Raw genomic sequence first — 24,825 nt, 5'->3', positions numbered from 1 at the left:
ACAATACCGCGGGGTCCGTGGGTGCGTCGCTTCGCACACGAATAACCTGCGAGACGGGCTCCCTGCGCCGGTATGGTCCGGATCAGGTTCCAGAGGTCGCTGTCAGGTCCTGCGACCTTCCAGCCTCTCAGCCCGACCGTCGACGTCGGCCCGGGCGGAAACCACGTACTCCCAGCTTCACGCCAAAGTCGGCTACTCCGGTCGAACTCCCTCGCTCGTCCCGCAGGCTGTTTCTCATTCTAGTGCGGTCAACAGGAAATGAACCCTCCTAAATCGGGATTTTTTACCCGTCTGGCGCTCGTCCGCTCGTCCGCTCGTCCGCTCGTCTGGCGCCCGCCCGGTGCCCGTCTCCGGCCCGTCTTCCGCCCGCCGCACACGCGCCGCTCAGGCCCCCGCGTGCACCAACGCCGACCACGTCCAAGGCCGCTCCCGGTCGTCTTGTCTCAGCGAGCGCACCGTGTGGTGCAGGGCCAGGGCCGCGGGCAGGGGGCCGGGGCCCGGGAGGGAGGGGGCCAGGGTGCGGTGGAACTCGGCCGCGGCCCTGGCCGCGAAGGAGTCGCCCACCTCCCAGAGCGTGGCCACCGACTGGGCGTAGCCGGCGAGCTGGAACGCGGAGCCCAGGTGGATCACCTCGTCGGCGAGCGCCGCGGTGGCGCCGCCGCGGGCCGTGCCGCAGGCCGAGAGGTAGGCCAACTCGGCCGTCTCCAGGTGGAGCTCGGCGATGTCGCGGATCAGCAGGTCGCCGTCGGCCAGCAGCAGCCGGCCGGCCGACAGGTCCTCGGGGTCACTGTCCGCGTGGCACGCGAAGTGCACCACGGCCGCGTCCACCATGGCCGCACGCACCGAGTCCCGGGTGGCGGCCGGTCCGATCAGCGGAACGCCTCCGCCCGCCGCCACCGCCTCGGTGGCCTCCGTGACCGTACGGGCCAGCGGGGCCTGTCCGGCGGTCTGCGGCATGGCCACGGCCAGGGTGCGCCGCCGGCCGGGTGCCGCGCGCCTGCGGGCCCGGCTGAAGAGCAGGGCGCGCAGGGTCGGTGTGTACGAGGAGGCCACCCGGTCCAGGACGGCGGCGTCCGCCGCCTCCCCGCTGCCGTGGCGCCCGGCGGCATGCAGCGGAAAGGAGTTGAGCACCCCGGACGGCGACCACCACAGCCGGGGCCAGGGCGCTCCTGACTCCGGCGGACCGGTGAACCCGAGGGCGTCCAGGACCGGTTCGGCCAGTACGTCCCACAGCCAGGCCAGCGTTCCCGTGAAGATCTCCCGGGCGTCCTCGAACAGAGGGTCGCGCGGTCCGGCCGTCAGTGCCTCGACGGCGACCCGGAAGGACTCGGCCTGTGCCACCAGATCGGAGGCGTACAGCCGCGGCAGCGGTACCGCGCGCAGCCCGTCGGGGCACAGCGCCAGGGCGTCACAGCGGCGCGGGTTGATGTTGACGCTCACCACCGGCCCCTCCGCGGCGGCGGGCAGCAGGTCGTCGAGACCCAGGGGAAGCGGGGTCAGAAAGCGCTGGAAGCCCGGGTGCTGCTGGAGTTCGGCGACGAGCCAGGCCGCGTCGTCGGAAGCGGACCGCAGCTCGTCCTCCTCGTCCGGTGTGGGCCATCGGCCCGGTTCCCTCGCCGTGCGGAGCGCCCGGATCCGTTCCAGCGCGGCCCGCAGCCGGCCGTGCAGCTTGGCGTCCGCACCGTGCAGGACCTCCAGTTCGCGGCGGGCGTTGAGCGCCCCCGACAGCAGATGCGCCCGGCCGTCCTCCAGGGTCTCCAGCGCTTCCACGGGGTCCCGGTCGTCGAGCGCGGTGGCGGCGCCGTCGGAGGCCAGCCGGGTGATCAGGCTGGGCGACTGCCCGACCCCGGGCGGTGCCTGGCCCAGCAGCCCGGTGCGCTGGATCCGCGACTGGGCCGCGGAGGTCCACTGCGTCAGCAGCATGGCCGTGCGCCAGCCGGGAGCCGGCGCCGAGGTCAGCTCCCGGGCGATGCCCACGGCCTCCTCGTAGTCGGCCTCCTCGGACCACAGGGCATGGCGGACGAAGAGGGACAGGGCCAGGGTGGTCCGGGTCTCGGCGTACTCCGGCGTGTCCGGGGCGAGTTCCGTGAGCCTCCGGCGGGCGGCCCGCACCCCCTCCTCGACCGCCTCCAGCTGCTCGAACGGCGACTCGTACGCGAACGCCAGTGCCGTATGGGCGCCGAAGAGCTCCGGCTTGATCCCCAGCTCCTCCAACTGGGCGGGCAGTTCCTCGAACAGCTCCCGCATCAGCGGCAGGGCCCGGCGCATCAGCTGCAGACGCGTCCGGGTGTCGCCCGGCGCGTACATGGACTCGTACATGATCTGCACGAGGCGCAGCATGTTCCGCCCGCCGTGCAGCAGGCGGTGCTCGCGGGAGTCGGGTGGCAGCCGCGGCAGCAGTCGTTCGTGGATCTCCAGCAGCTCGTCGAGGCTGCTGGTGTCCGGCGGCTCCTCGGACTCCTCGACCCGCCCGCCCGGCGGCCCGGGCGCGCCCTCGTCGTCGTCTCCCGCCAGGAACGCGGCGACGGCGCCCGCGCGTTCCTCCTCGGGCAGCCTGGCGATGCGCCGGGCCTGGAGCTCCATCGCCTTGGCGAAGATCTCGTTCAGGCCGACCCGGTCCGGGTAGCCGAGGACCATGCTGCCGAAGTCCATCAGTTCCTGGCTGCGGCTCCCGCCCCCCTCCCCGCCGAGGCCGATCAGATTCATCACGGACCGCATCGGGTGGCCGGTCGTGTCCCCGGACAGCAGCGGGAGCATGACGTCGTCGATGGCCTGCCAGTCCGCCTGCTGCTCGGGGGTGAGGTCCGCGCGGGAGTCCAGCTCTCCCTTGAGCATGGCCGCCTCCACGAGCAACGCCCGGGCGATCTGCTCCCGGCGGGGGTCTGTGGCGTACGCGGACTCGCCCTGTACCAGCAGGTCGATGGTCTCCTGCGGATGCTGTGCCACCAACCGGTTCCCCGCCAGCCGCAGCAGTACGTCCCCCCGCTCCGGGTGCCCTTCGGGGGTGAGGTCGAGCAGGCGCCGCAGGGTGTCGACGGCCTGCTCGGCCTGTGCGGCGGCGCGCGGCCGGTCGTCCGAGGGGGAGCCGATCACCACGGCGTCGGCGAGCCGGTCGAGGCGGGTGCGCAGCATCTCCCCGTCCTCGGCGGGCGTGGTGAGGTCCACGGCACGCCGGAGCGCGTCGACGGCCTCCTCGCGGACCTCCGGGCCCGGCTCCTCGCCCTCCCCGGCGGTGCGGGCGCAGAGGGTGAGGGTGTAACCGAGGTCGGAGTACATCTGCGGGAGGTTCTGGTCGACCTCCGTGGCGGTCTGGGTGGCGATGCGCAACATCGCGGCGGCCTCGGCCAGTTGGGTGCGGTCCTCGGCCTGACCGGCCGAGGCGAGCAGCGCGAGGCCGAGGCCGTTGGCGCACCGGGCGTGGTTCGGGTGCTCGCGCGGGGTGGCGGCGAACGCGGTGCGCAGCACGGAGACGGCCTCCGCCAGCTGCTCGGGGTCGGCCTGGCCGGGGGAGGAGACGGGGGTCGGGCCGCTCAGGAGCAGGGCATAGCCGAGGTTGCATCCGGCCAGGGCGCGGTCGTGGCCGTCGGGCGACAGATGGGGAAGGGCCTCGCGGGCCAGGTCGGCCGCAACGCGGATGGCTTCCGGGTACGCCAGGGTGATGCCCAGTTCCAGCAGCAGCATCGCCAGGTTGGCGAGGGACGCGGCGTGCTCCTGGACGATCTCCTCGGGGGCGTCGGGCCGTCGGCCCTCGGCGCCGAGGAGCTGGTCGAGTCCGGCGCGCAGGGGAGGGGGCAGGACATCCGGCTGGTCCGGCAGGTGGCAGTAGAAGGGGGCGAGCAGCAGGAGGGCGCACTGGCCGTCCTGTGCGGCGGTGGGGGCGTCGGGCCGGTCGTCCGCGACGAACAGATACATCACTCCGAGTACGTACGCCACTTCGGCGTCGAGTGCGTGGCCGCCGCCCGTGGCCGGGTGGGGAGCCACGAGGTGGCGCAGCAGACGGTCGGTCTCCTGGCGTGCCTCCGCGGTGTGCAGATGGCCGTTGCCCGTCGGTCCGCCCAGCGCGTCCAGGCGCCCCCGTACCGCCCGTAGCAGCCGTTCCCGCTCCGCCGGCCGGTCCTCCCCGGGCAACTGCTGTGGCTCGGTCATCTCGTGCACCCCGTTCTCGCGTCCGGTCCCGTGGTGTGGGCGCCGTGGTCCGGTGCCCGGGTGTCCTGTGCGTCGCTCCCGTGTCCGGGCGGCAGGGGTCCTCCGCTCCCGCGTTCGGCTGTCACGGGCGTCGTGGTCCCGCGTGTCACGGGCGTCGTGGCCCCGCGCCCTTGCGGAACCGTTCGGTGACGGCGGGGCCCAGGCTCGCCCGGACCGGGCGGGCCTCCTCGTCGAACCGTTCGAACAGCTCCTGGAGATGGACATCGACCGCCGACTCGACGAGCTCGGCGTACTCCTCGGCCCGGTCCCGGCCCCGCCGCCAGGCCACCAGCGCCGCCCCCGCCCCGGCCACGGCGCTCGGCCACCACACCGCGCCCAGCAGGAGATACAGGACCGCCCAGCCGCCGAGGCGCATCGCCTCGTCCAGCCGCTGCCTGGCCTCGGCCAGCGGCTGACGCGTGGAGTCGGGGAGCACCAGCCACAGCCGGGGCCACGCGTCGGACAGCTCCAGGCGGTACTCCAGCCGGATGCGCACGGCGGGGGCGCGCAGCCGGTCCCCGATCCAGGTCGGGCATTCCGGCCGGGTCAGGGCCACTTGGTTTCTCAGCACCTCCAACGCGCCCAGCCGGGCGGCACGTTCGGCGGCCCCCTCCGTGTCCTGCGCCACGGCCCGGCGGCAGGCGTCGTCCCGTTCCTGCCAGATTCTGCGCCGCCGCCCGGTGAGCGCGGCGGCGGGCCGGCTCAGGAGGCGGGGCCAGCTGCCGAGCAACGCCTGTTCGTACGGCCCGCCGAGCGCGTCGGCCACCAGCGCGGCGGCGAAGGACGCGGCCAGCACACCGAGCAGCAGCACCGCCGTACGCGTCGAACCCGAGCCCGCGCCGGGGCCCGCCCCCGAACCGGCTCCGGTGAGCGCCGTCACCCGCAGGCGCAGCAGGTCCACGTCCGACCAGGCGCTCTGGCGCAGGGTCAGGGCGACGGCCGCGACGGTCGTGAACAACAGGCCGGGCAGGACGAGCGTGGCGGCCCAGCGTTCCGCCAGTTTCCGGCCGACATCGGTGACGAATCCGGAGAGCATGTAGGCCCGTTCACCTCTCGGGGTCGAAGCGCAGCGCCAGGTCGAAGATCTCGCACACCGGACGCTCCTCGCCGACCGCCCGCTGCTCCCGCCGCGTACAGACCCCGCGCGGGCAGACGTGCTGGCCGAGCAGGGCGTGCGGGGCGCCGTCCGTCACCCGGGGCGGGAGGGTGGTGCCCCGCGGCGCACCCTCGTCCGCCTCGTCCGCCGTGCGCCCGGGCAGCAGGCCCAGGGCTTCGAGGTGTTCGCCGATCGGCCCGCCCTCGCGGGCGGCCCGGACCGCACGGTCGATCACCAGCCGCCCCGACGCGCCGACCGGCCCCCGGTGCATCCTGCGCAGCCGCGCCAACTGCTGGCAGAGAAGCGCCAGTTGACGGTCGTGATCCTCGTGTGACGACACATCACTCATGGTAGTCCCATCCTTTACGCTGGTCCTGGGTTGGTCGAAGTGCACCCGTGGGGACGAGGCACTCGACAGCCGGGACATCGACACGGGGGGTACGGGTGGACGTCCGGCATGACACCGGGAGCGGCGACGACGCCGCGCCCACCGACGGCACACCCCTGCCCGCGCCCCGCCGGCCGGTGCGGCGTCCCGCCGCGGCCCGCACCACCTTTCACCGGGACCGGCGGACGGTCCGCAAACGGTTGTGGGCGGCCTCGGGTGCGGGCGTCGGCGCCGTGGTGTGCTGGGTGTCCGCGGATGCCGTACACGCCGTGCGGGCCCCCGTGCCGGTGGTGGCCGAGTGCGTCCTGGGCGGAGCCGTCCTCGCCGTCGTCTGTGTGCGGCTCCTGCTGACCTCTCTGTGGCCGGTCGCGCTCACGGTGGACATCGACGGCATCGAGTGGCACGGGCCGCTGCGCCGGCTGCGGTGGTCCTGGCCGGAACTCGACTGGCTGTGCGTGGTCCCGGCCGTGGACCGGCGCATCCTGCGCACCGGCCACCGTTTCCCGGAGCAGCTGCTCCTACGTACGACCCCACCTGCCACCGCACCTGCCACCGCACCTACGACCCCGCCCACGCCCTCACCCCTGACCGCGCCCGCGACCGCTCCGGGCCCGCGTCGCCGGATCACCGGGCCGGCCGGACTCCTGCTGCGGACAGTGGAGTTGACGCCCCGCTGGGACGCGGGCTGGCGCTGTGTGAGCGTCGACCTGCGCCCGCTGGCCGTCGAGCCCCGCGAGCTGGACCTCGCGCTCGACACCCACGCGGGCCCCCGCTGGCGCCGTACCGGACTGCCCCCGGCAACCACCTCCGCGGTGGCCACCGGCAGTGAGTACCGCATCCCGGGCCGCCTGCGTTCACCGCTGACCCGCAGGGCGGCGGGCTACGGCGGACGGCTGTCGGTCGCCGTCTGGCTCGCCTGTTGCTACGGCTACCTCCGGTTCGCCGCTACCCGGCCGGGCCCGGGCCTGCACTGGGCCTACCTCGGCGCCGGACTCGCCGCCCCTGCCGTGGTGCTGCCCGCGCTCCTCGCGCTCGACCACCTCCTCGCCCGGCGCTGCGCGCTGCACCTGGACGCGGGAGGGCTGCGGCTGCACGCCGGCGGCACGGACCGTGCCCTGCCCTGGAGCGCGGTGGAGTCGCTGGAGATCGGCTCCGCCCCGGAGGGCGCACGCGGGCGGCAGCACCGCTGGGCCCTGCTCGCGCGCCCGCTCGTCCCCGAGCCGGGCGCCGCACCGCCGCGGGACTGCTTCCGGGCCGCCCCCGACGGCACGCTGCGGATCGTCCCGGTACTCGCCGGTGTGCCGGGCGAGGCCCTCGGACTGGCCGTCCACCCCGGGCAACTCGCCCACGCGCTGCACACGTTCGGGGTGCGGGTCGCCGGGCCGGCCCGGGACGGCGACGGCGCCCAGCGCTGGTCCGCGCCCGCTCTCGACGCCGCCGTACCGCCCGCCGACCCGCCGTCCGCCCCGCCGTCCGGGACCCGCTCCGCGGCCCCCGGCGAGCTGCGTGTGCTGCGTGTCTCGCCCACCGGCGACAGCGGCCACCGCACCATCGCCGCCGCGCTGCGCGCACACACCGGCCCGGGGCCGCTGCGGGTGATGGTCGAGCCGGGCCGCTACCCCGAGCCGCTGTCCCTCAAGGGTGAGGTCGAACTCTGTGCCGCGCGGGGCCCGGGGACCGTGGTCGTCGAACCGGCCGTCGCCGGGGCGAACGTGCTCGACGTGACCGGCAGTGCGGTGGTCACGGGCCTGGCGGTCGTGGGCCGCGGCACCGCGACGGTCGCGGTCTTCGGCCGGCTGCTGCTGCGCGACTGCCGGCTCGAAGGCCGCGACGGAGCGGCCGCCCTGACCGCCTCGGCCGGCAGCGAGATCACCGTGATGGGCGGTGAACTGGCCGTCGGCAAGGCGACGTTGCAGGGGGCCCGCGCCGTGCTGCGCGGCACCCGGTTCCAGGCGGCGGGCGAGGACGCGCTGGTCGTGTCTCAGGGCGCGCACGCCGAGGTCACCGACTGTGTCTTCGCCGACGGCCGCGGCAGCGCCGTCCACGTCAGCGGGGCGGGCACCCGGGCCCGGCTCCGGACGTGCGAGTTCTCCGGCTTCGGCGGACACGGCGTGCTGGTCGAGCAGCAGGCCGAGGCCGAGGTGCGCGACTGTCTGCTGCGCGACCTGTCCGGTACGGCGCTCGGCTTCCGCGACCAGGGGCACGGCACCGTCGTCGGGACCCGCGTGCGCGGCGCGGACGCCGGGGCCGTCGTCTCCGGCGGCGCGGATCCGACCCTGCGCGACTGCTCCTTCCACGGCTGCCGGGCCGTCGGGGTGCGGGTGACCGAGGAAGCCGTGTGCGGGATCGAGGACTGCTCGTTCGAGCACCTGTCCAACGCCGCCCTGAGCGTCGACCAGAAGGCCCGGCTCCGGGTGAACGGTTGCCGCATCGTCGACGCCAGACACGGTGTCGTCGTGGAGAAGGGCCACGCGAGCCTGGAGCGGGTCGAGGCCCGCGCGCTCACCGGTTCCGTGGTGCGGCTGTGCCAGGACGGCACCTTCGAGGCCGCGGAACTGCGCGCCGACGACTGCAAGTACGGCCTGCACGCGTCCGGCTCCGGATCATCCGGCGAACTCACCGGCGCCGAGCTGTGCGGAATGCGGGACTGCGCTCTCGTACTGACCGGATCCGCCCGGGTCGTCGCGCGGAACCTGCGGATCTCCGAGCCCGTGTCCGACGGCCTCTTCGCGCGCGACACCTCATATCTGACGGTGCGTCAGTGCACGGTCGAGCGGGCCGCGCGGTACGGGGCGCACATTCTGGACAGCGCCGTCCTGGTCGCGGACCAACTGACCGTGACGGACTCCGGTGCGCACGGGATCCTCGCGGAGAACAGCAGCCAGTTCGACATCCGGGACAGCTCCTGCACCGGCAGCGACGGCGACGGGCTGCGCACCCGGAGCGACGTCAGCGGCCGGATCACGGACAGCCGGATCACCGGCAGCCGCGGCGAGGCCGTCGCGGGCGACGGCAGCGTACGCCTCGACGCCGTCACCACCCGCGACGCGCCGCCCCCGGCCGGGCAGCCCGCCGCCGGGCTCGGACCGCAGGCCGAACTGGACGCGCTGATCGGTCTGACCGAGGCGAAACGCCAGGTCCGTACCCAGGTCGACCTGCTGCGGCTGGCCCGGCTGCGCCGCGACGCCGGCCTGTCCGAACCGCCCGGCGGCCGTCATCTGGTCTTCTCCGGGCCGCCGGGCACCGGCAAGACCACGGTGGCCCGGCTCTACGGCCGGATCCTCGCCGAGCTGGGCGTGCTGTCGGACGGCCGGCTCGTGGAGGTGCACCGCAGCGATCTCGTCGGCCAGTACCTGGGCTCCACCGCCCTGAAGACCCGCGCGGTCTTCGACAGCGCCCGCGGCGGGGTGCTCTTCATCGACGAGGCGTACAGCCTGGCCCGGCGCTTCGGCGTCAACCACGACCTCGGCCAGGAGGCGATCGACGAGCTCACCAAGCTGATGGAGGACCATCGCGAGGACGTCGTGGTGATCGCCGCCGGCTACCCCGTGGAGATGGAGGGCTTCCTGGAGGCCAACCCGGGCCTTGCGTCCCGGTTCTCCCGGATCGTGACGTTCTCGCCGTACAGCCCGGGCGAACTGGTCCGCATCGTGCGCCACTTGGCGGACCGGCACGGCTTCGAGCTCGACCCGGACGTGGAGCCCCGGCTCCTGGCCCGCTTCCGGGGCCGGGCGAGCACCGGCAGCCCGTCCAACGGGCGGGACGCCCGCACGCTCTTCGAGACCATGATCGAACACATGGCGGGCCGCCTGTCCGACATCGACCGCCCCACCCATCAGGAACTGCTCACCCTCCGCCCGGACGACATACCGGAGCCCTGAGGGGTGCCGAGGGGGCGAGGGCGTGTCGTTGGGTTTCCACACCCGTACCGCCTGGGTTTCAACACCCGTACCACAAGCGGGAAGCGGCAGCACCTCGGTCACCCCGCGACCGGACCGCGGTGCGGTCGCGGTCGGGTTGCGGTCCGGTTGCGGGGCATTCGCGGCAGAGTAGCCTGGATTTGATCGACACCGCCTGATTCTGGAGGTAGGCGATGTTTCTTCGACGACTGCGGCGTCGTATGCCGCGTGGGCTCGTCCTTCTCGGCAGTGGCCGTTCGATCCGGGGCTTCAGTGGCGGCCTCTACGACGGGCACGGATATCAGTCCTGAACACCGCCCACCGAGTCGAACCGGGCCTGCCGCGGAGTCACCGCGGCGGGCCCACCTTGGAGGATGTGGGGTGGCAGAGGAGACCGATGCCCTGGCGGCCATGACGCGGATCCTGTCACCGCACTGCCGGGTCACCAGGATGTCCGGCGGAGCTCTGATCGCGGACTGGAGGCGGCGGACGCGTTTTCTCGGCATGACTGCGACGGACATGCGGAAGTTCGCCGACGGAAGCTCTGAGGAACGCGCCGAACTCGTCACCGGGCTCATCCGTGCCGGGTGTGCGACGGCCCGCCGGAAGGGGCACTCGGACGTCGAGGTCGGGCTCTGGTTGCGCGGAGTGCACCTGCTGATCCGGACCCTGGGATTCGGGCGCGTCCTTCGGCTCCTGTCCTTGGCGGCCCCGGTCTACGCCCGTGCCGACCCCCCGTCCGCGGAGGACGTCGAGCGGTTGAAACGAGCGGTGCGGTCACACAGCCGCAGCAGTTGGTTCGTCAACGACGACTGCAAGACCGAGGCCGTGACGGCTTTCGTCCTGCTGCGGCGGTGCGGCCTGAAGGCCGTGCTCCACGTCGGTGTGCGCGAGCACCCGTTCGCCCTGCACGCCTGGACGTCTTCGGCGGGCCTGTGCATCCCTGACGCCGATCCGCGAGGGCACGCGTTCGCGCCGGTGCTCTCGATCAGTTGCGCGGGGCAGTGACGTGGAAGCGCTCCGCCTCGAGTGGGCCGCGGGCGCACCGAGGCTCCGGGCGACCGAGGCCATGGCGCGGCAGGGACTCGTGACGACGGTCTCCTCCCGGGCCGGCACCGCGGTGGTCGTCGGCTGGGCCGGCTCGGTCCGTGACCGCGTGGCGGGCGCGCACGGCCTCCTGGACGACTTCGGCCGACCGGGAGCCGCACCGCGTCTGCCGGCCGGCGACTATGCGGCTGTCCTGGTGTGCCGCGACCGCGTCCTGCTGATGCGGGACGAGCAAGCACGCATCCCCCTGTTCTTCAGGGAGTCCGGCGGACAGGTGAGCGCGGTGAGCACCTCGGCGCGCCGGCTGGGCGACTTCGAAGAGCTGGAACGTCGCTACTTCTGCCGGTACCTGACCGGGAACATGGCGCAACCGCACTCGGAACTCACCCCTTTCGCCGGCGTGCACCGGGTCCTCGGCGGCGAGGTCGTGGAGCTCTCGATCACCGGGCGGATGCGCGGTCGGGCGCTGGGACGCGTCGGTCACGCCGACCACCCGTGGGACTCGACAGCGGACGGGCTCCGGCTCAGCGGGGCCGCGAAGGAGCTGCGCCTCGCACTGGAGCACGCCGTCGGGCGCCGCATGGGCACCATGACGGCGTGTCACGTCTCCGGCGGCACCGACTCCACCAGCGTCGCGTTGCTCGCAGCCCGTCCGACGGCCGCGGGACAGGACAGCCCCAGGGACCTTGTCCTGCTCGCCGGGCGCTTCGGCACAGGAGAGCTGGCGGGGGAGCAGCCGTACCTCGACGAGGCGATGAAGGAGATCCACCGGCACGCACCCGGGGCCCGCCCGGTGATGGTCGATGTCGGCGACGTGGCTGACTTCGACGACTTCCAGGACCACGCGGGAGACGCGGACGAGCCTCATGCGCACGCCTTTCGCGCCCCGTTCTGGAGCAGGCTCCATGCCGCTGCGGCGGAGCTGGGCTGTGACATCCTCCTGACCGGCTGCGGGGCCGATGCGATGGTGGACGCCAACCCCTTTCACCTGCACAGGCTGGCCCGCACAGGGCAGCTCCGGCAGCTGACGAAGCAGGCACGTGCCTGGGCCGCGGGCAGCGAGCGTGGCGTGCGGGACGTCGTCTGCGACTACGTCATGCGGCCGGCTCTTCCGCTGACCGCCGAACGGATCACCGCGCTCGTCCGCCGCGGAACGGTGCTGGGCGGCCTCGGCAGCTTCACCCGCCCCCGATGGCTGCGACCCGGATTCGCGCGGGCTCACGGCTACCGTGAGGCCGGCATCGCGGAGAGCCGCTTCGTGTTCGGGCGCAGGCCGGAACAGTCGCTCTTCGAGGCGGCCAATTACCTCGCCGCTCCCGACCCGCTCTCCTGGCGCCGCGCACGGCAGGACGGATTCTTCCTCTCGCACCCCTTTCTCGACCACGAGGTCATCGCCACGATGCGCAGCCTCCCTCCGGAAGCCACGTTCCGTCCGGGCCGTCCGAAGGCGGTTCTGCGCGAGGCCATGGCGGATCTGCTTCCGTCCCGGATCCGCGGCCGAGCGGTCAAGGTCCCCTTCGACGAGCTCTACGCCCGCGGCCTGCGCAGACACGGCGACGAACTCATCGACCTCTGCCGCTCCGCGAGGCATCCGCTGGTCGCGGAGATGTTCGACGTGGAGACGCTGTGCCGGGCTGTGAGGGAGGCTCAGCTCGGGGTGGGCGACGCGTACTCCTGGGACCGGATGAACAGCTCTCTCGCCCTGGTGGTGTGGCTCGAGCGGCTGGACCGGCGCGGCTGTGCGGGTGGTGCGGGCATGCCGGTCATCGCCGGCTCTTGAGGTCCCCCACCCCTGCGTGCCGAACCCCGCTAGTCCCTGCGGCCCAGCGGGATCCCGAGGGTGAAGACCGTCGCCCCCGGTTCGCCGGTCAGTGCGACGGTGCCGCCGTGCGCCCGCACCAGGGAGCGGGCGACCGCCAGGCCCAGGCCGCTGCCCCCGCGGTCGCGGCTGCGGGCCTTGTCCACCCGGTAGAAGCGGTCGAAGACCCGCTCCCGGTCGGCCGCCGGAACGCCCGGGCCCGAGTCGGCGACCCCCACCCACGCCGTGCCGGACGAGACCGAGACCTCCACGGACACCTCCGTTCCGGCGGGGGTGTGCACGGCGGCGTTGGTGAGCAGGTTGTCCAGCACCTGCCGGATGCGCAGGGGGTCGAGCCGCAGCGGTACGGCGTCGGGACCGGTCGTCACCGTCAGCGGACGGTCCGGGTGGCCCGCGCGGAAGGCGTCCGCCGCCTGGCGCACCAGCTCCACCAGGTCGGCGTCCTCCATCCGCAGCGGTGTCTCCACCTCCGCGGCGTCCAGGCGGGCGAGCAGCAGCAGGTCGTCCAGGAGCAGCCCCATCCTGGCGGCCTCGGCACGCAGCCGCGCCAGATGCCTGTCCCGTTCCCCGGGCGCGTTGGCGGCCGCGTACTGGAACAGGTCCGCGTAACCCCGTACCGACATCAGGGGCGTACGCAGCTCGTGCGAGGCGTCCGCGACGAAGCGGCGCAGCCGCTGTTCGGCCTCCGCGCGGACGGCGAGCGAACCGTCGATGTGCTCCAGCATGGTGTTGAACGCGGTGCGCAGCTCCTCGACCTCCGGACCGCCGCTGCGGCCGTCGTCGCGCAGCGGCAGCCGCGCCGCCGACCCGGTCAGATTGTGCGAGGCGATGCCGTGGGCGGTGTGCGCCATGTCGCTCAGCGGTTTCAGACCGCGCCGCAGCATCGCCCGGCCGAACACCACCAGGGCCAGCAGCGCGAGGACGAACGCGACCACCTGGACCGTGATCAGCTGCCGCACGGTCGCCTGGACGTCCGCCATGGGCGCGGCACTGACGAGGACCACACCGGGTTCCACCTCGCACGCCTGTAGCCGGTAGGTGCCCTTGCCGTCGATCCGCACGGTGCGCCGAAGGTCCGTGTCCGAGTGCGCCATCGTCTCGGCGAGAGCGGTGAGCGCCCGGGTGTCGGCCGGTACGTCGGCCGGCCTGCGCAGCACGGCCGAGTCGCCCGAGACGTCGTACACCGCGGTGTACCAGCCGTAGTACGGCTGGCGCTGCACGACGCCGTGCACTTGGGCGTCCTTCGACTGCAGGACCTGGACGAGCTTCATCTGGTCGCCCAGCTGGGCTTCCAGATAGTCGCGCATGTACGTGGTCAGCGCCGTGCCGACGACGGCGAACACGACGAGGGACAGCACGCCAAGGCCCAGCGCCAGCCGGGTGCCCAGGCGCAGCCTGCGGTACGTCCGCCGCAGCCGCCCGGTCACCGGGCCGCCGGCCGGATCACGTATCCGAAGCCCCGGACCGTGTGGATCAGCGGCTCCCTGCCCGCGTCGGCCGCGCTGTCTTCGGCGGCGACGTCGCCGGCATCGGCAGCGTCGGCTTCGTCGAGTTTGCGGCGCAGGCGGCTGACGACCAGCTCCACGACGTTCGAGCGGCCCCCGAAGCCGTACTCCCAGACGTGGTCCAGGATCTGCGCCTTGGTCAGCACGGCCGGCGACTTGCGCATCAGATAGCGCAGCACCTCGTACTCGGTCGGCGTGAGCGTCAGCAGCCGGTCGCCCCGCCGCACCTGACGGGTGTCCTCGTCCATCGTCAGGTCGGCCACCCGGAGCACGGACCGCTGGAAACCGGGTCCGGCGCTGCGGCGCAGCACGGTCCGCAGCCGGGCCATCAACTCCTCCACCGCGAACGGCTTGACCAGATAGTCGTCGCCGCCCCTGGTCAGGCCCGCGACCCGGTCGGCCACCGTGTCCCGGGCGGTGAGGAACACGACGGGCACCATCGTCCCGGACCGACGCAGCCGGTCGAGGACGCCGAACCCGTCGATGTCGGGCAGCATCAGATCGAGCACCACGATGTCCGGAGGGAACTCCGCGGCCAGGCGCAGCGCCTCCTCGCCCGAGTACGCGGTGACCGCGTCCCAGCCCTCGTAACGGGCGACCGTCGCCACGAGGTCGGCGATGGGCGGGTCGTCGTCCACGACGAGGAGTCGTACTTTTTCCACCTGCTCATAGTGCTTCACGTGTCCCAGGGCGCCAGAGCGGGCCACCCCCCGGACCCATATCGATAAGCAGTTGAAAGTCCGGCGACAGGAAAACGACAGCTCTCGCCAGCGAAGCTCGGTGTCCCAGGACCCGATCAAGGAGCTGCCGTCCGTGACGACCGTCCAATCGCCCCCTGCGCCCCCCACGGCGATACGCCCCAGGGTGGTGGCCCGCGCGGGCCTGTACGCCGTGCTGGCCGCGAACGCGGCCGTGGTGGCCTTCCTCTTCGCCCAGGCCGGGTTCGCCTCGAACGCGCTGATCGTGCTGGGCCGGCTGGCCGGCCTGTACGGCGCCCTCCTGATGGCCTTTCAGCTGCTGCTGGTGGCCCGGCTGCCGTGGCTCGACCGCCGGATCGGCATGGACCGGCTGACCAGCTGGCACCGCTGGACCGGCTTCGGCATCCTGTGGACGCTGCTCGCGCACGCCGTCTTCATCACCTTCGGTTACGCACAGTCGTCGTCGATGGATCCGGTGAACCAGCTGGTGGACCTCGCCGAGACCGTCGAGGGCGTGCTCCGCGCGGTCGTCGCCCTGACGATCATCGTCGTCGTGGGTGCCGTCTCCGGCCGGTACGCCCGGCGCCGACTGGCCTACGAGACATGGCACTTCATCCACCTGTACACCTACGTCGCCGTGGTGCTCGCGTTCACGCACCAGGTCGCGGCCGGTACGACCTTCACCTCGTCGTCCGCCGCCACGGCGTACTGGTACGCCGTGTGGGGCGTCGCGCTCGGCTCGGTGCTCGTGGGCCGGCTGGTGCTCCCGTTGTGGCGGAACTGGCGTCACCAACTGCGGGTCACGGCCGTGGTCCCGGAGTCCGACAACGTCGTCTCGATCCACATCTCCGGCCGCGACCTGGACCGGATGCCCGCGCGGGCGGGCCAGTTCTTCCTGTGGCGGTTCCTGACCCGGGACCGCTGGTGGCAGGCCAACCCCTTCTCGCTGTCGGCCGCCCCCGACGGCACGCGGCTGCGGCTCACCGCGAAGACGGCCGGCGACGGCACCGCGGCCCTGCGGCATGTGAAGGTGGGCACGCGGGTCTTCGCCGAGGGGCCGTACGGCGCCTTCACCGCGATGCACCGCACGCGTCCGGAGTCCCTGCTCGTCGCCGGCGGGGTGGGCGTCACACCCATCCGGGCGCTGCTGGAGGACCTGGAAGGCCACGCGGTGGTCATCTACCGGGTGGCCGAGGACCGCGACGCCGTCCTCTACGACGAGCTGCGGGAACTCGCCCACGCCAAGGGCGCCGAACTCCACCTGGTGACCGGGCCGGCCGCCCCCGACAGGCTGGCCCCGAGCGAACTCGCCCGCCTGGTACCGGACATCGCCGAGCGGGACGTCTTCCTGTGCGGACCGCCCGGGATGACCACCACCCTGCTGCGCACCCTGCGCGAGCTGGGCGTGCCCAAGCAGCAGATCCACCACGAGCGCTTCAGCCTGGCCGGATGAGGGAGACGAGGAAATCCCGGTGAAACGAGCACTTCCTGTCCTGGTCCTGAGCGTCGCGGGCCTGATCCCGCTGTGGCGCTACGAACCGTCGACCGACACGACGTCCACCACCCAGACCGCCCCGCCCGCCGCGTCGCCTTCCGCGTCCTCCTCGCCGGGTTCTTCGCCGGGTTCTTCGGCCCAGGTCGTCGCGGGGTCGACCGTCAAGACCGAGAAGGGCCCCGTGCAGGTCGAGGTGACCTTCGAGGGCGACACGATCAGCGCCGTGCGGATGTTGCGGCAGCCGAACCATCCGCAGACGACGGCGGCGGTGCCGAAGCTGGTCGCGGAGACGCTGAAGGCGCAGAGCGCGGACATCGACACGGTGTCCGGCGCGACCGTCACCAGCGACGGGTACAAGGAGTCGCTCCAGGCCGCCCTCGACGCGAAGGGCGCCTGAGGTGCGGCGCGTCGAACACGTCATGGGGTTCCCGGTCTCGCTGCGGATCGACGACGAGGGCGACTTCGACGCGGCCGCGGACGCGGTGTTCGCCTGGCTGCGGGAGGCCGACGCGCGGTTCAGCCCCTTCAAGGCCGACAGCGAGGTGTCCCGGCTGGACCGGGGCGAGCTGCGCGAGGACGCGCTCAGCGCGGATCTGCTGGAGGTCCTCGACCTGTGCGAGCACTACCGGGCCGCCACCGGCGGAGCCTTCGACGTGCGGCTGCCCGGCCGTGGCCTGGACCCCTGCGCGGTGGTCAAGGGCTGGTCGGTGCAGCGGGCGGCGGAGCTGCTGTCGGCGGCGGGGGCGCGGAGGTTCTGCCTGAACGCCGGCGGTGACGTGGCCGCCGCCGGCGGTCCCTGGCGGGTGGGCGTACGGCATCCCGAACACGCCGACAAGCTGTGCACGGTCCTGGAGCTCACCGACGGGGCGGTCGCGACCTCCGCGCGCTACGAACGCGGCGACCACATCCGCGACGGGCGCACCGGGCGACCGGCGACCGGCCTGCTCAGCCTGACGGTCGTGGCGCCGACACTGACCGAGGCGGACTCGGTCGCGACGGCGGCCTTCGCGATGGGCACGGAGGGCGTCGAGTGGGCCGCCGGGCTGGACGGCTGCGAGGTGTTCGCCGTGGACGCCGAGCGTCGGGTCCTGCGTACGGCGGGACTTCCGGTGGCCGGGGCGCGGGCGGCCGCATAGCCCGGGGCGGACCCCCGCCCGGCCGCCAGGGCCCCGCGACGGGCCGGCTCGGCCACGTCAGCGGGCGGCGATCAACTGGTCGATCAGGGCGATCAGTACGTCCCGGCACGACTCGCGCTCCCGTGCGTCGCACAGCAGCACCTGGGCCCGCTCCGGCAGGGCCAGGGCCTCCCGGATCTCCTCGGGCGTGTACGGATGCAGTCCGTGGAAACCGTTGACGCCGATGACGAACGGGATGCCCCGCCGCTCGAAGAAGTCGACGGCGGCGAAGCTGGACTCCGGCCTGCGCACATCGATGAGGACCACCGCGCCCAGGGCCCCGATGGCCAGGTCGTTCCACATGAACCAGAACCGCTGCTGTCCGGGGGTGCCGAAGAGATACAGCACGAGTTCCGAGCCGATCGTGATCCGGCCGAAGTCGAGGGCCACGGTGGTGGCGTCCTTCTCCGCGATGCCGTCGAGGTCGTCGACGTCCAGGCCGGCGGCGGTCAGCGGTTCCTCGGTCCGCAGCGGCGCGATCTCGCTGACGGAACCGACCATGGTCGTCTTGCCGACGCCGAATCCGCCGGCGATCAGGATCTTGACCGTGTCGGGTGCCGCGGCCGCGGGGGCGGCAGGTGCGGCGGGGTCAGAGCCGGCCAAGGCCGTCCCTCACTTTCTGCAGCAGGTCCAGGTCCGTGGTGCGGGAGAGGAGGCGCGGCGGGTGGGCGGTGATCCGGCCCGCCTCCAGCAGGTCGCAGAGCAGGATGACGACCACGCTCGCCGGAAGGTCGAGCCCGGCGGCGAGTTCCGCCACCACGACCGGCTCCGCGCACAGCCGCAGGATCCGGGTGTGCTCGGGCTGCGGACGGAAGCTCCCGGCGGGCGGCCGTTCCACCGCGGTCACCGACGTGATGAGGGTGAAGTCGGCCCGGCTGGGCCGGGTCCGGCCACCGGTCAGCGTGAACGGCCGCACCAGACGACCAGCCGCGTCGCCATCCGTCACCTCACTCGCCGCTGTCGGCCGCGGTGCCCGCGCCCCCACGCGGTGGCGCGCTGAGGTGCTCGCCGATCTTCTTCACCAGCATGTTCATCTGGTACGCCACCACACCCACGTCCGCGCCCTGTCTGGTGAGGACGACGAGATGGGCGCCGGGGCCGGCGGCGGTGAGGATCAGATAGCCCTTGCCCATCTCGATGAGCGCCTGACGCACCGGGCCACGGCGGAAGTCCATGCTGACGCCCTTGCTGAGGCTCATCAGCCCGGAGGCGGTCGCCGCGAGCCGCTCGGCGTCGTCGCGCAGGAACCCGGTGGACTTGCTGACGACCAGTCCGTCCTCGGAGAGCACGACGGCGTGGTCCACCTCGGCGACCCGGTCGACCAGTCCGGTGAGCAACTGGTCGAGCTGGCTGTGCGTGGCGGGGGTGGGGCGTGTCATTTCCCTGTCCTTCATGAGCGGTCTGCGGGCGGAGTCGAGAGCGTGGGGGACGATGCGCCCGGGGCGGGAACCCGGGCGTCCGGGTCTTCGGCGGCGGCTTCCTCCCGGTGGTCGTACGCCCCCTCGGCGGTGGTGTCCCGGGCCTGGAGCGTTCCGCGCTGGAAACCGGCGAGCGAGGCGGCGGCACGCTCCGCGGTGAAGTCCTCGCAGGGGTCGTCGTCCTCCCGGCCGGGCGCGGCCTCCTCCTTCAGCTCGGCGGCCAGGCTGGTCTGCGGCACCCGCCGCGGCAGCGGAGCGAGTCCCTCGCGGCGTACGCCACCGGGTTCGGGGCGGGGCGTGCGGCCCGCCGTCCTGCGTACCCCTTCGGTGTCCGACTCCGCTCCGTTCGCGGGGACTTCGGCCGTCCGGGCCCGCGCGGCCGGCCGCGCCTCCCGCGTGCGTTCGTGGGGTTGGCGGGCCGGATCCGGGGTGCCGGCGGTGCCCTTCGCCGCTGCGGCCGGTTCGACGGTCCGTGCGTCGGCGGAGCCGGCCGGTTCGGTGTCCGTGGACTTCGTGGACGGGGAGCCGGAGGCCTCGCGCACCACGATGGCGTGCGGGATCAGCACGATCGCGGTGGTCCCTCCGTACGGCGAGGAACGCAGGGTGACGGCGATGCCGTGCCGGGTGGCGAGCCGGGCGATCACGAACATGCCGAGCCGGAGGTCGTCGGCCAGGGCCACCACGTCGAACTGCGGGACCACCGCGAGCTGGGCGTTGAGGGCCGCGTAGTCCTCCTCGGACATGCCGAGACCGCGGTCCTCGACCTCGACGGCCAGCCCCTTGGCCACCATCGCGGCCCGCACGCCCACCGGGCTGGGCGCGGGGGAGTACGCGGTGGCGTTGTCGATGAGTTCGGCCAGCAGATGGATGACGTCGGCCACCGCGGGCGGGGTCAGGAACACCTCTTCGTCGGTGTGCACCTCCACCCGCTGGTACTCGGCGACCTCGCCGACGGCGCTGCGCAGGATGTCGATCAGGGCGACCGGCTCGGTCCAGCTGCGCCGGGGCTGTTCGCCGCTGATGATGACGAGGTTCTCCTCGTAGCGGCGGAGCTGACTCGCGGTGGAGTCGAGTTCGTACAGGCCCTCCAGGATGTGCGGGTCCTGGTGCCGGCGTTCCAGTTCGTCGAGCTTGCTGAGCTGGAGGTTGACCAGGTTCTGGCTCTGCCGGGCGATGCCCAGGATGACCTTCTGGAAGCCGCGTCGGGTGTCGGCGAGTTCCACCGCGGTGTGGACCGCCGTGCGCTGCGCGGTGTTGAACGCCTGGGCCACCTGGCCGAGTTCGTCCCTGCCGTAGTCCAGCGGCGGTGTGGCGGAGTCCACGTCGACCTTCTCGCCCCGGTCGAGCCGGGCGACCACATCGGGCAGCCGCTCCTCGGCCAGGCTGAGCGTGGCCATCCGCAGCCCCCGCAGCCGCCGGGACAGGGAGCGGGTGATGCGCCAGGACAGTACGACGCACAGCAGCAGGGCGGCGAGTCCGCCGGCGCTCAGCGAGGCCGCCTTGATCAGCAGTCCGCGGGCCTTGTCACTGCTGCGGTCGAGCAGGGCCGAGGTCTGCTGTTGGATCAGGTTCGCGTACTGCGCGGAGACTTGGTCCAGCGCGGCGCTCCAGCGCTTTCGCGCGTCCGGCAGCTCGATGGTCCGCGCGACGCTGCCGTTCGCCGTCCGGGCCGCGATGACCTGGTCCTCGACGTCCTCCAGGGTCTGCCATTGCGGACTCTGCAGGATCCGGTCCGTCTGCGTCTTCGCGCTGCCGCGCAGCGAGGGGACGAGCTGGTCCTGGACGAGCCAGCGCCGGGCGTCGACCAGTTGCGCGAAGCGGACCCACGACTTCTCGTCGAGCTTTCCCGACGGCCAGGCCAGCGTCAGCTGGGCGTCCTCCTGGGAGACGATCTCCGCGGCGTGTTCCAGCGCGACGAGCGGGCCGGCCTGCGAGGTGAGATCCCCGTCGTCGACCTGGGAGAGCTCCTGGAAGGCGTGGACCTGGTTGTCGATGATCGAGGTGTACTGGTCCAGGGCCTGCTTGGCGGTGATGTCGGTCGGGTCGTCCACCTGGCCCCGGTAGTACTCCAGGCTCTTCGCCGCGGCCATGACCGGGTACATCCGTTCCCCGACCCGGGCCGGGGCCATCTCGATCTCGTCGGACCGGCCGACCAGCCGGGTGACCGCCGCGTCCGTCCGTCGCCGCTGCTCGTCCAGGGCGGCTCTGGAACCGCCGGGCGAGGCCAGCCAGGCGGCCGACAGACTCCGCTCCCGTTGCAGCGCGAGCGTCGCGTCGGTCCCCATGGCCCCGGTCGACATGCTCAGCTCGGTCTGCGTCCGCAACTCCAGACCCTCCGAGAACATCTGCTTCGTCGTCACACCCCACATGGCGGCGAGGGTGACGCTGGGGAGCAGCGCCAGCAGGATCAGCGAGAGACGTATGGAGCCGAGGCGGCGCCGGGCACCTGTTCGTCGAGACATCGTCGTCCTAGCCGATGAGCGGTGAGCGGAAGGGGGCAGCGGGGAGGGGCAGCGGGGAGGGGGACAGCGGGTGACGGGGCGGCGGGAAAGGGGACCGTGGGCGCAGTGCGGTGGGTGACCGCGTGGCCGGTACGGCACAGGGGGTGCGCAGGATGCTATCCGTACAAGTGACCGTACGCACCGTGAGGGAGCGAAAACCTTGGCGACGCCGGGGTACGACGGCGCCGCTCAGCGGGTTCCGTCGGCCGCGTACTTCGCGACCTCGGCGACGTTCTCCTTGGTGACGAAGGCGGGGCCGGTCAGCACGGGAGCCTCTCCGCCGCCGCTGAGATTGCCGTTGGACCGGTAGAGCCACAGCGAGTCCACGGCGAGATAGCCCTGGAGATAGGGCTGTTGGTCGACCGCGAACTGCACATCCCCGCGCTGCACGGCCTTGACCACGTTCTTGCTGAGGTCGAAGGTGGCGATCCTGGCCTTGCTGCCCGCGCTCTTCACCGACTTCACCGCCTCGAGGCCGATCTCCGCCCCGTTCGTGACGACTTCGTCGATGCTCGGGTCCTGCCGCAGCCGGGCCGTGACGGAGGCGGTCACCGCCTTCGGGTCGGCGCCGTCCACGTACAGCATCTCCGTCCGGCCGCCGAACGTCTTCTTCACCCCGGCGCAGCGCGCCTCCAGCGCCACATTGCCCTGCTCGTGGATGACACACAGGGCGTGCTGGGCGTGCAGGGCGTCCAGCTTGTCGCCGAGCGCACGGCCCGTGAGGCTCTCGTCCTGGCCGAAGTACTCGAGCAGGCCGTAGGAACGCCAGTCGTCGATACCGGAGTTGAGGCCGACCATCGGTATGCCGGCGGCCATGGCGTCGGCGACCGCGCCCTTCATCGCCTCCGGCTTGGCCAGGGTCACCGCGATGCCGTCGACCCGGTCGCGGACCGCGTCCCGCAGCAGCTCCGCCTGTCCCGCCCCCGTGGCGTCGCTGACGTAGGTCAGCTCGATGCCGTCCTTGGCGGCCGCCGTCTGAGCGCCCTTGCGCACCAGGTCCCAGAAGGCGTCGCCGCGCTCGCCGTGGGTCACCAGGGCCACCTTGATCCGGGCGGTGCCCGCCCGGCCCGCCGCTTCGGTGCCGGCGTCCGACCCGTCGGAAGCGGAGCAGCCGGCCGCGAGCAGGCAGACGGCGACCGCGCCGGCGGCCAGGGCCGCGCCCCGGGCGGGTGGGGCGGAGCTGCGGGGAGCGTGAGGTCGGAGGGAAGCGTTCATGGGTGTGCGGCACCTCGCTGTGCGGCTGAGCAAGGAAGAAGGAAGGGGCGGCGTGATGTCGGCGCGGTCGTCGCGACGATACGTGCCGAGGGTCTGGCTGTTCGTTGGGCCGGAGCCAATCGTGTGGGACGTCCGGCAGTCAAGTGAGCGGCGGCACAGCAGGCTTGCCCCGGCCCGCAGGCGCGCAGAACCTCCTGTGTCGCACCCGTTGACTTCCCTCTCGCGGGACTCTACGTTCGGCGCGCCAATCGTTCGATGAGCCGATCTGTGTTCGAAATATCGACAGATTCCGGGAGTCGCCTCGGCTCTTCCGGAAGGGTTTGGAGCCGCATGTTTCCCCCACCGCGCTCGACCGGCCGGAGCTTCGGCCGCCGCCTGCGGATCGCCGCCGTCCGCGCACTCGTCCTCGCGCTCACCGCGGCCGCCACCCTCCTCTTCGTCCAACCAGCGCCCGCGCAGGCGGCGGTGACGACACGTCAGATAACCGTTCCCAGTGCGCCGATGGGCTGGGCCTCCTGGAACAGCTTCGCCGCGAAGATCGACTACAGCGTCATCAAGAAGCAGGTCGACGCGTTCGTCGCGGCGGGCCTGCCGGCTGCCGGGTACACGTACATCAACATCGACGAGGGCTGGTGGCAGGGCACCCGCGACAGCGCGGGCAACATCACCGTCGACACCGCCGAGTGGCCCGGCGGCATGAGCGCCATCACCGCCTACATCCACAGCAAGGGACTCAAGGCCGGCATCTACACCGACGCCGGCAAGGACGGCTGCGGCTACTACTACCCGACGGGGCGCCCCGCCGCGCCCGGCTCGGGCAGCGAGGGCCACTACGACCAGGACATGCTCCAGTTCTCCACCTGGGGCTTCGACTTCGTCAAGGTCGACTGGTGCGGCGGCGACGCGGAAGGGCTCGACGCGGCGACGACGTACAAGTCCATCAGCGACGCGGTCGGCAGGGCCGCCGCCACCACGGGCCGGCCGCTCACCCTGTCCATCTGCAACTGGGGCTACCAGAACCCCTGGAACTGGGCCGCGGGCCAGGCCCCGCTGTGGCGGACGAGCACCGACATCATCTACTACGGCAACCAGCCGTCCATGACCAGTCTGCTGTCCAACTTCGACCAGACCCTGCACCCCACGGCGCAGCACACGGGCTACTACAACGACCCGGACATGCTCATGGTCGGCATGGACGGCTTCACCGCCGCCCAGAACCGCACCCACATGAACCTGTGGGCGATCTCCGGCGCGCCGCTGCTGGCCGGAAACGACCTGACGACCATGACGTCCGAGACCGCCGGGATCCTCAAGAACCCCGAGGTCATCGCCGTCGACCAGGATTCCCGAGGCCTCCAGGGCGTCAAGGTCGCCGAGGACACCACCGGCCTCCAGGCGTACGGCAAGGTGCTGTCCGGCACCGGAAACCGCGCCGTCGTCCTCCTCAACCGCACCTCCGCCGCGCACGACATCACCGTCCGCTGGTCCGACCTCGGCCTGACGAACGCGTCCGCGACCGTCCGTGACCTGTGGGCCCGGCAGAACGTGGGGACGTCCGCCACCGGGTACACGGCCAGTGTCCCGGCGGGCGGCTCGGTGATGCTGACGGTCACGGGCGGCACGGAGGCGGCGGGCGGCGCCTACGCGGCCACCTCCACGGGGCGCTACACGGGCGTGACCGCCGCCAGTACCGGCCTGAACGTCGTCGACGTCGCCTACACCAACAACACGAGCTCGGCCCGCACCGCCACGCTCCAGGTCAACGGCCAGACCGCCACCACGGTCTCCTTCCCGCCGACCGGCGCGAGTGCGGGCACGGTCTCCGTCGAGGTCTCCCTCTCCAAGGGCTCCGCCAACACGCTCGCCCTCTCGGGCGGCCCGGCCACCGAGGGAATCACCGTCCGGCCGCTGCCCGGCACGAACGGCGCCCTGGTCACCGGCAAGCAGTCCGGCCGCTGTGCCGACATCTACAACAACACGATCACCAACGGCACCCAGGCCGAGTTGTGGGACTGCAACGGCGGCCCCAACCAGTCCTGGACGTACACCTCCCGCAAGGAACTGGTGCTGTACGGCAACAAGTGCCTGGACGCCTACAACCTCGGTACGACCAACGGCACCAAGGTCGTCATCTGGGACTGCAACGGCCAGGCCAACCAGAAGTGGAACATCAACAGCGACGGCACGATCACCAACGTCAACGCCGGCCTCTGCCTGGACGCCTACAACGCCGCCACGGCCAACGGCACCTCGCTCGTCCTGTGGAGCTGCGGCACCGGTGACAACCAGAAGTGGACGGTGACGTAGCCGACGAGGCGAAACGCGGGCCGTCTAGACTCTTCCCGCAACGGCCTGCGCGATCGACCGTGGCCGAAAAACGGCGT

The 24,825-nt window shown here is 72.6% G+C and carries 17 protein-coding genes and 1 riboswitch; of the genes, 7 read left to right on the top strand and 10 right to left on the bottom strand.

The features are described 5' to 3' along the window. Nucleotides 1-42 precede the first annotated feature (42 nt). Nucleotides 43-223: riboswitch (TPP riboswitch) on the bottom strand. Between the two features lie 161 nt (nt 224-384). The 3 genes from GTY58_RS11560 to GTY58_RS11550 all read right to left on the bottom strand — a co-directional run bounded on the left by GTY58_RS11560 (nt 385) and on the right by GTY58_RS11550 (nt 5,630). After that, nucleotides 385-4,146: a CHAT domain-containing protein gene (locus GTY58_RS11560; protein WP_137951398.1), complete on the bottom strand. Its 3,762-nt coding sequence runs from the start codon at nt 4,144-4,146 to the stop codon at nt 385-387. 145 nt (nt 4,147-4,291) lie between these two features. Further along, nucleotides 4,292-5,221 carry a hypothetical protein gene (locus GTY58_RS11555; RefSeq protein ID WP_010983641.1) on the bottom strand — a complete coding sequence of 310 codons (930 nt, stop codon included), beginning with the start codon at nt 5,219-5,221 and terminating at the stop codon, nt 4,292-4,294. Between the two features lie 10 nt (nt 5,222-5,231). After that, nucleotides 5,232-5,630: a hypothetical protein gene (locus tag GTY58_RS11550; RefSeq protein WP_037650012.1), complete on the bottom strand. Its 399-nt coding sequence runs from the start codon at nt 5,628-5,630 to the stop codon at nt 5,232-5,234. A 95-nt stretch (nt 5,631-5,725) separates the two neighbouring features. Between GTY58_RS11550 and GTY58_RS41590 the strand changes: the two genes are divergently transcribed. The 3 genes from GTY58_RS41590 (at nt 5,726) to GTY58_RS11535 (ending at nt 12,395) form a co-directional block, all read left to right on the top strand. Next, complete coding sequence (locus GTY58_RS41590; RefSeq protein WP_037650014.1) at nt 5,726-9,550, top strand: right-handed parallel beta-helix repeat-containing protein; 3,825 nt, start codon at nt 5,726-5,728, stop codon at nt 9,548-9,550. A 399-nt stretch (nt 9,551-9,949) separates the two neighbouring features. Beyond that, nucleotides 9,950-10,576: a lasso peptide biosynthesis B2 protein gene (locus GTY58_RS11540; RefSeq protein ID WP_010983638.1), complete on the top strand. Its 627-nt coding sequence runs from the start codon at nt 9,950-9,952 to the stop codon at nt 10,574-10,576. 1 nt (nt 10,577) lies between these two features. Further along, nucleotides 10,578-12,395: an asparagine synthase-related protein gene (locus GTY58_RS11535; RefSeq protein WP_037650016.1), complete on the top strand. Its 1,818-nt coding sequence runs from the start codon at nt 10,578-10,580 to the stop codon at nt 12,393-12,395. Nucleotides 12,396-12,424: 29 nt separating this feature from the next. Here GTY58_RS11535 and GTY58_RS11530 read toward each other — a convergent pair whose 3' ends face one another. Both GTY58_RS11530 and GTY58_RS11525 read right to left on the bottom strand, forming a co-directional pair. Then, nucleotides 12,425-13,861, bottom strand: a complete 1,437-nt coding sequence (locus GTY58_RS11530) for a HAMP domain-containing sensor histidine kinase (protein ID WP_010983636.1) — start codon at nt 13,859-13,861, stop codon at nt 12,425-12,427. Further along, nucleotides 13,858-14,601 (bottom strand): response regulator transcription factor, encoded by a 744-nt coding sequence (locus GTY58_RS11525; protein WP_242432234.1) that lies wholly within the window; start codon nt 14,599-14,601, stop codon nt 13,858-13,860. The genes GTY58_RS11530 and GTY58_RS11525 overlap by 4 nt, the downstream gene beginning before the upstream one ends. Nucleotides 14,602-14,752: 151 nt before the next feature. Here GTY58_RS11525 and GTY58_RS11520 point away from each other — a divergent pair, with 151 nt between their 5' ends. From GTY58_RS11520 to GTY58_RS11510, 3 genes are read left to right on the top strand one after another with little or no spacing between them, the layout of a single operon-like run. Next, complete coding sequence (locus GTY58_RS11520; protein WP_037650069.1) at nt 14,753-16,090, top strand: ferredoxin reductase family protein; 1,338 nt, start codon at nt 14,753-14,755, stop codon at nt 16,088-16,090. Between the two features lie 19 nt (nt 16,091-16,109). Further along, complete coding sequence (locus GTY58_RS11515) at nt 16,110-16,529, top strand: FMN-binding protein (protein WP_010983633.1); 420 nt, start codon at nt 16,110-16,112, stop codon at nt 16,527-16,529. Nucleotide 16,530: 1 nt separating this feature from the next. Then, nucleotides 16,531-17,268: an FAD:protein FMN transferase gene (locus GTY58_RS11510; RefSeq protein WP_010983632.1), complete on the top strand. Its 738-nt coding sequence runs from the start codon at nt 16,531-16,533 to the stop codon at nt 17,266-17,268. A gap of 57 nt (nt 17,269-17,325) precedes the next feature. Here GTY58_RS11510 and GTY58_RS11505 read toward each other — a convergent pair whose 3' ends face one another. The 5 genes from GTY58_RS11505 to GTY58_RS11485 form a co-directional block, all read right to left on the bottom strand. Then, nucleotides 17,326-17,910: an ATP/GTP-binding protein gene (locus GTY58_RS11505; RefSeq protein WP_010983631.1), complete on the bottom strand. Its 585-nt coding sequence runs from the start codon at nt 17,908-17,910 to the stop codon at nt 17,326-17,328. Beyond that, entirely contained in the window at nt 17,897-18,253 is a 357-nt protein-coding gene (locus GTY58_RS11500; protein ID WP_010983630.1) for a DUF742 domain-containing protein, read from the bottom strand. Before GTY58_RS11500 ends, GTY58_RS11505 begins: the two co-directional genes overlap by 14 nt. 1 nt (nt 18,254) lies before the next feature. Continuing rightward, the gene (locus tag GTY58_RS11495) at nt 18,255-18,686 is read right to left on the bottom strand and encodes a roadblock/LC7 domain-containing protein (protein WP_010983629.1); all 432 of its coding nucleotides are present in this window, start codon (nt 18,684-18,686) and stop codon (nt 18,255-18,257) included. Between the two features lie 11 nt (nt 18,687-18,697). Then, nucleotides 18,698-21,187, bottom strand: a complete 2,490-nt coding sequence (locus tag GTY58_RS11490) for a nitrate- and nitrite sensing domain-containing protein (protein ID WP_010983628.1) — start codon at nt 21,185-21,187, stop codon at nt 18,698-18,700. 228 nt (nt 21,188-21,415) lie between these two features. Further along, nucleotides 21,416-22,441: a substrate-binding domain-containing protein gene (locus GTY58_RS11485; RefSeq protein ID WP_010983627.1), complete on the bottom strand. Its 1,026-nt coding sequence runs from the start codon at nt 22,439-22,441 to the stop codon at nt 21,416-21,418. A 330-nt stretch (nt 22,442-22,771) separates the two neighbouring features. Here GTY58_RS11485 and GTY58_RS11480 point away from each other — a divergent pair, with 330 nt between their 5' ends. After that, entirely contained in the window at nt 22,772-24,748 is a 1,977-nt protein-coding gene (locus tag GTY58_RS11480; RefSeq protein WP_010983626.1) for an RICIN domain-containing protein, read from the top strand. The last annotated feature ends 77 nt before the right edge of the window (nt 24,749-24,825 follow it).

Source organism: Streptomyces sp. SID5469, assembly GCF_009862865.1.
In the GTDB taxonomy this organism is placed as follows: Bacteria; Actinomycetota; Actinomycetes; order Streptomycetales; family Streptomycetaceae; genus Streptomyces; species Streptomyces avermitilis.
Note: the sequence above shows the minus strand (reverse complement) of the source record. Positions and strands in the feature narration are given on the sequence as shown.

Bases quoted from the DNA above. Each gene is read 5' to 3' on its own strand.
- GTY58_RS11490 (WP_010983628.1), bottom strand. From the start codon at position 21,187: ATGTCTCGACGAACAGGTGCCCGGCGCCGCCTCGGCTCCATACGTCTC.
- GTY58_RS11555 (WP_010983641.1), bottom strand. From the start codon at position 5,221: ATGCTCTCCGGATTCGTCACCGATGTCGGCCGGAAACTGGCGGAACGC.
- GTY58_RS11485 (WP_010983627.1), bottom strand. From the start codon at position 22,441: ATGAACGCTTCCCTCCGACCTCACGCTCCCCGCAGCTCCGCCCCACCC.
- GTY58_RS11550 (WP_037650012.1), bottom strand. From the start codon at position 5,630: ATGAGTGATGTGTCGTCACACGAGGATCACGACCGTCAACTGGCGCTT.
- GTY58_RS11495 (WP_010983629.1), bottom strand. From the start codon at position 18,686: ATGACACGCCCCACCCCCGCCACGCACAGCCAGCTCGACCAGTTGCTC.
- GTY58_RS11560 (WP_137951398.1), bottom strand. From the start codon at position 4,146: ATGACCGAGCCACAGCAGTTGCCCGGGGAGGACCGGCCGGCGGAGCGG.
- GTY58_RS11480 (WP_010983626.1), top strand. From the start codon at position 22,772: ATGTTTCCCCCACCGCGCTCGACCGGCCGGAGCTTCGGCCGCCGCCTG.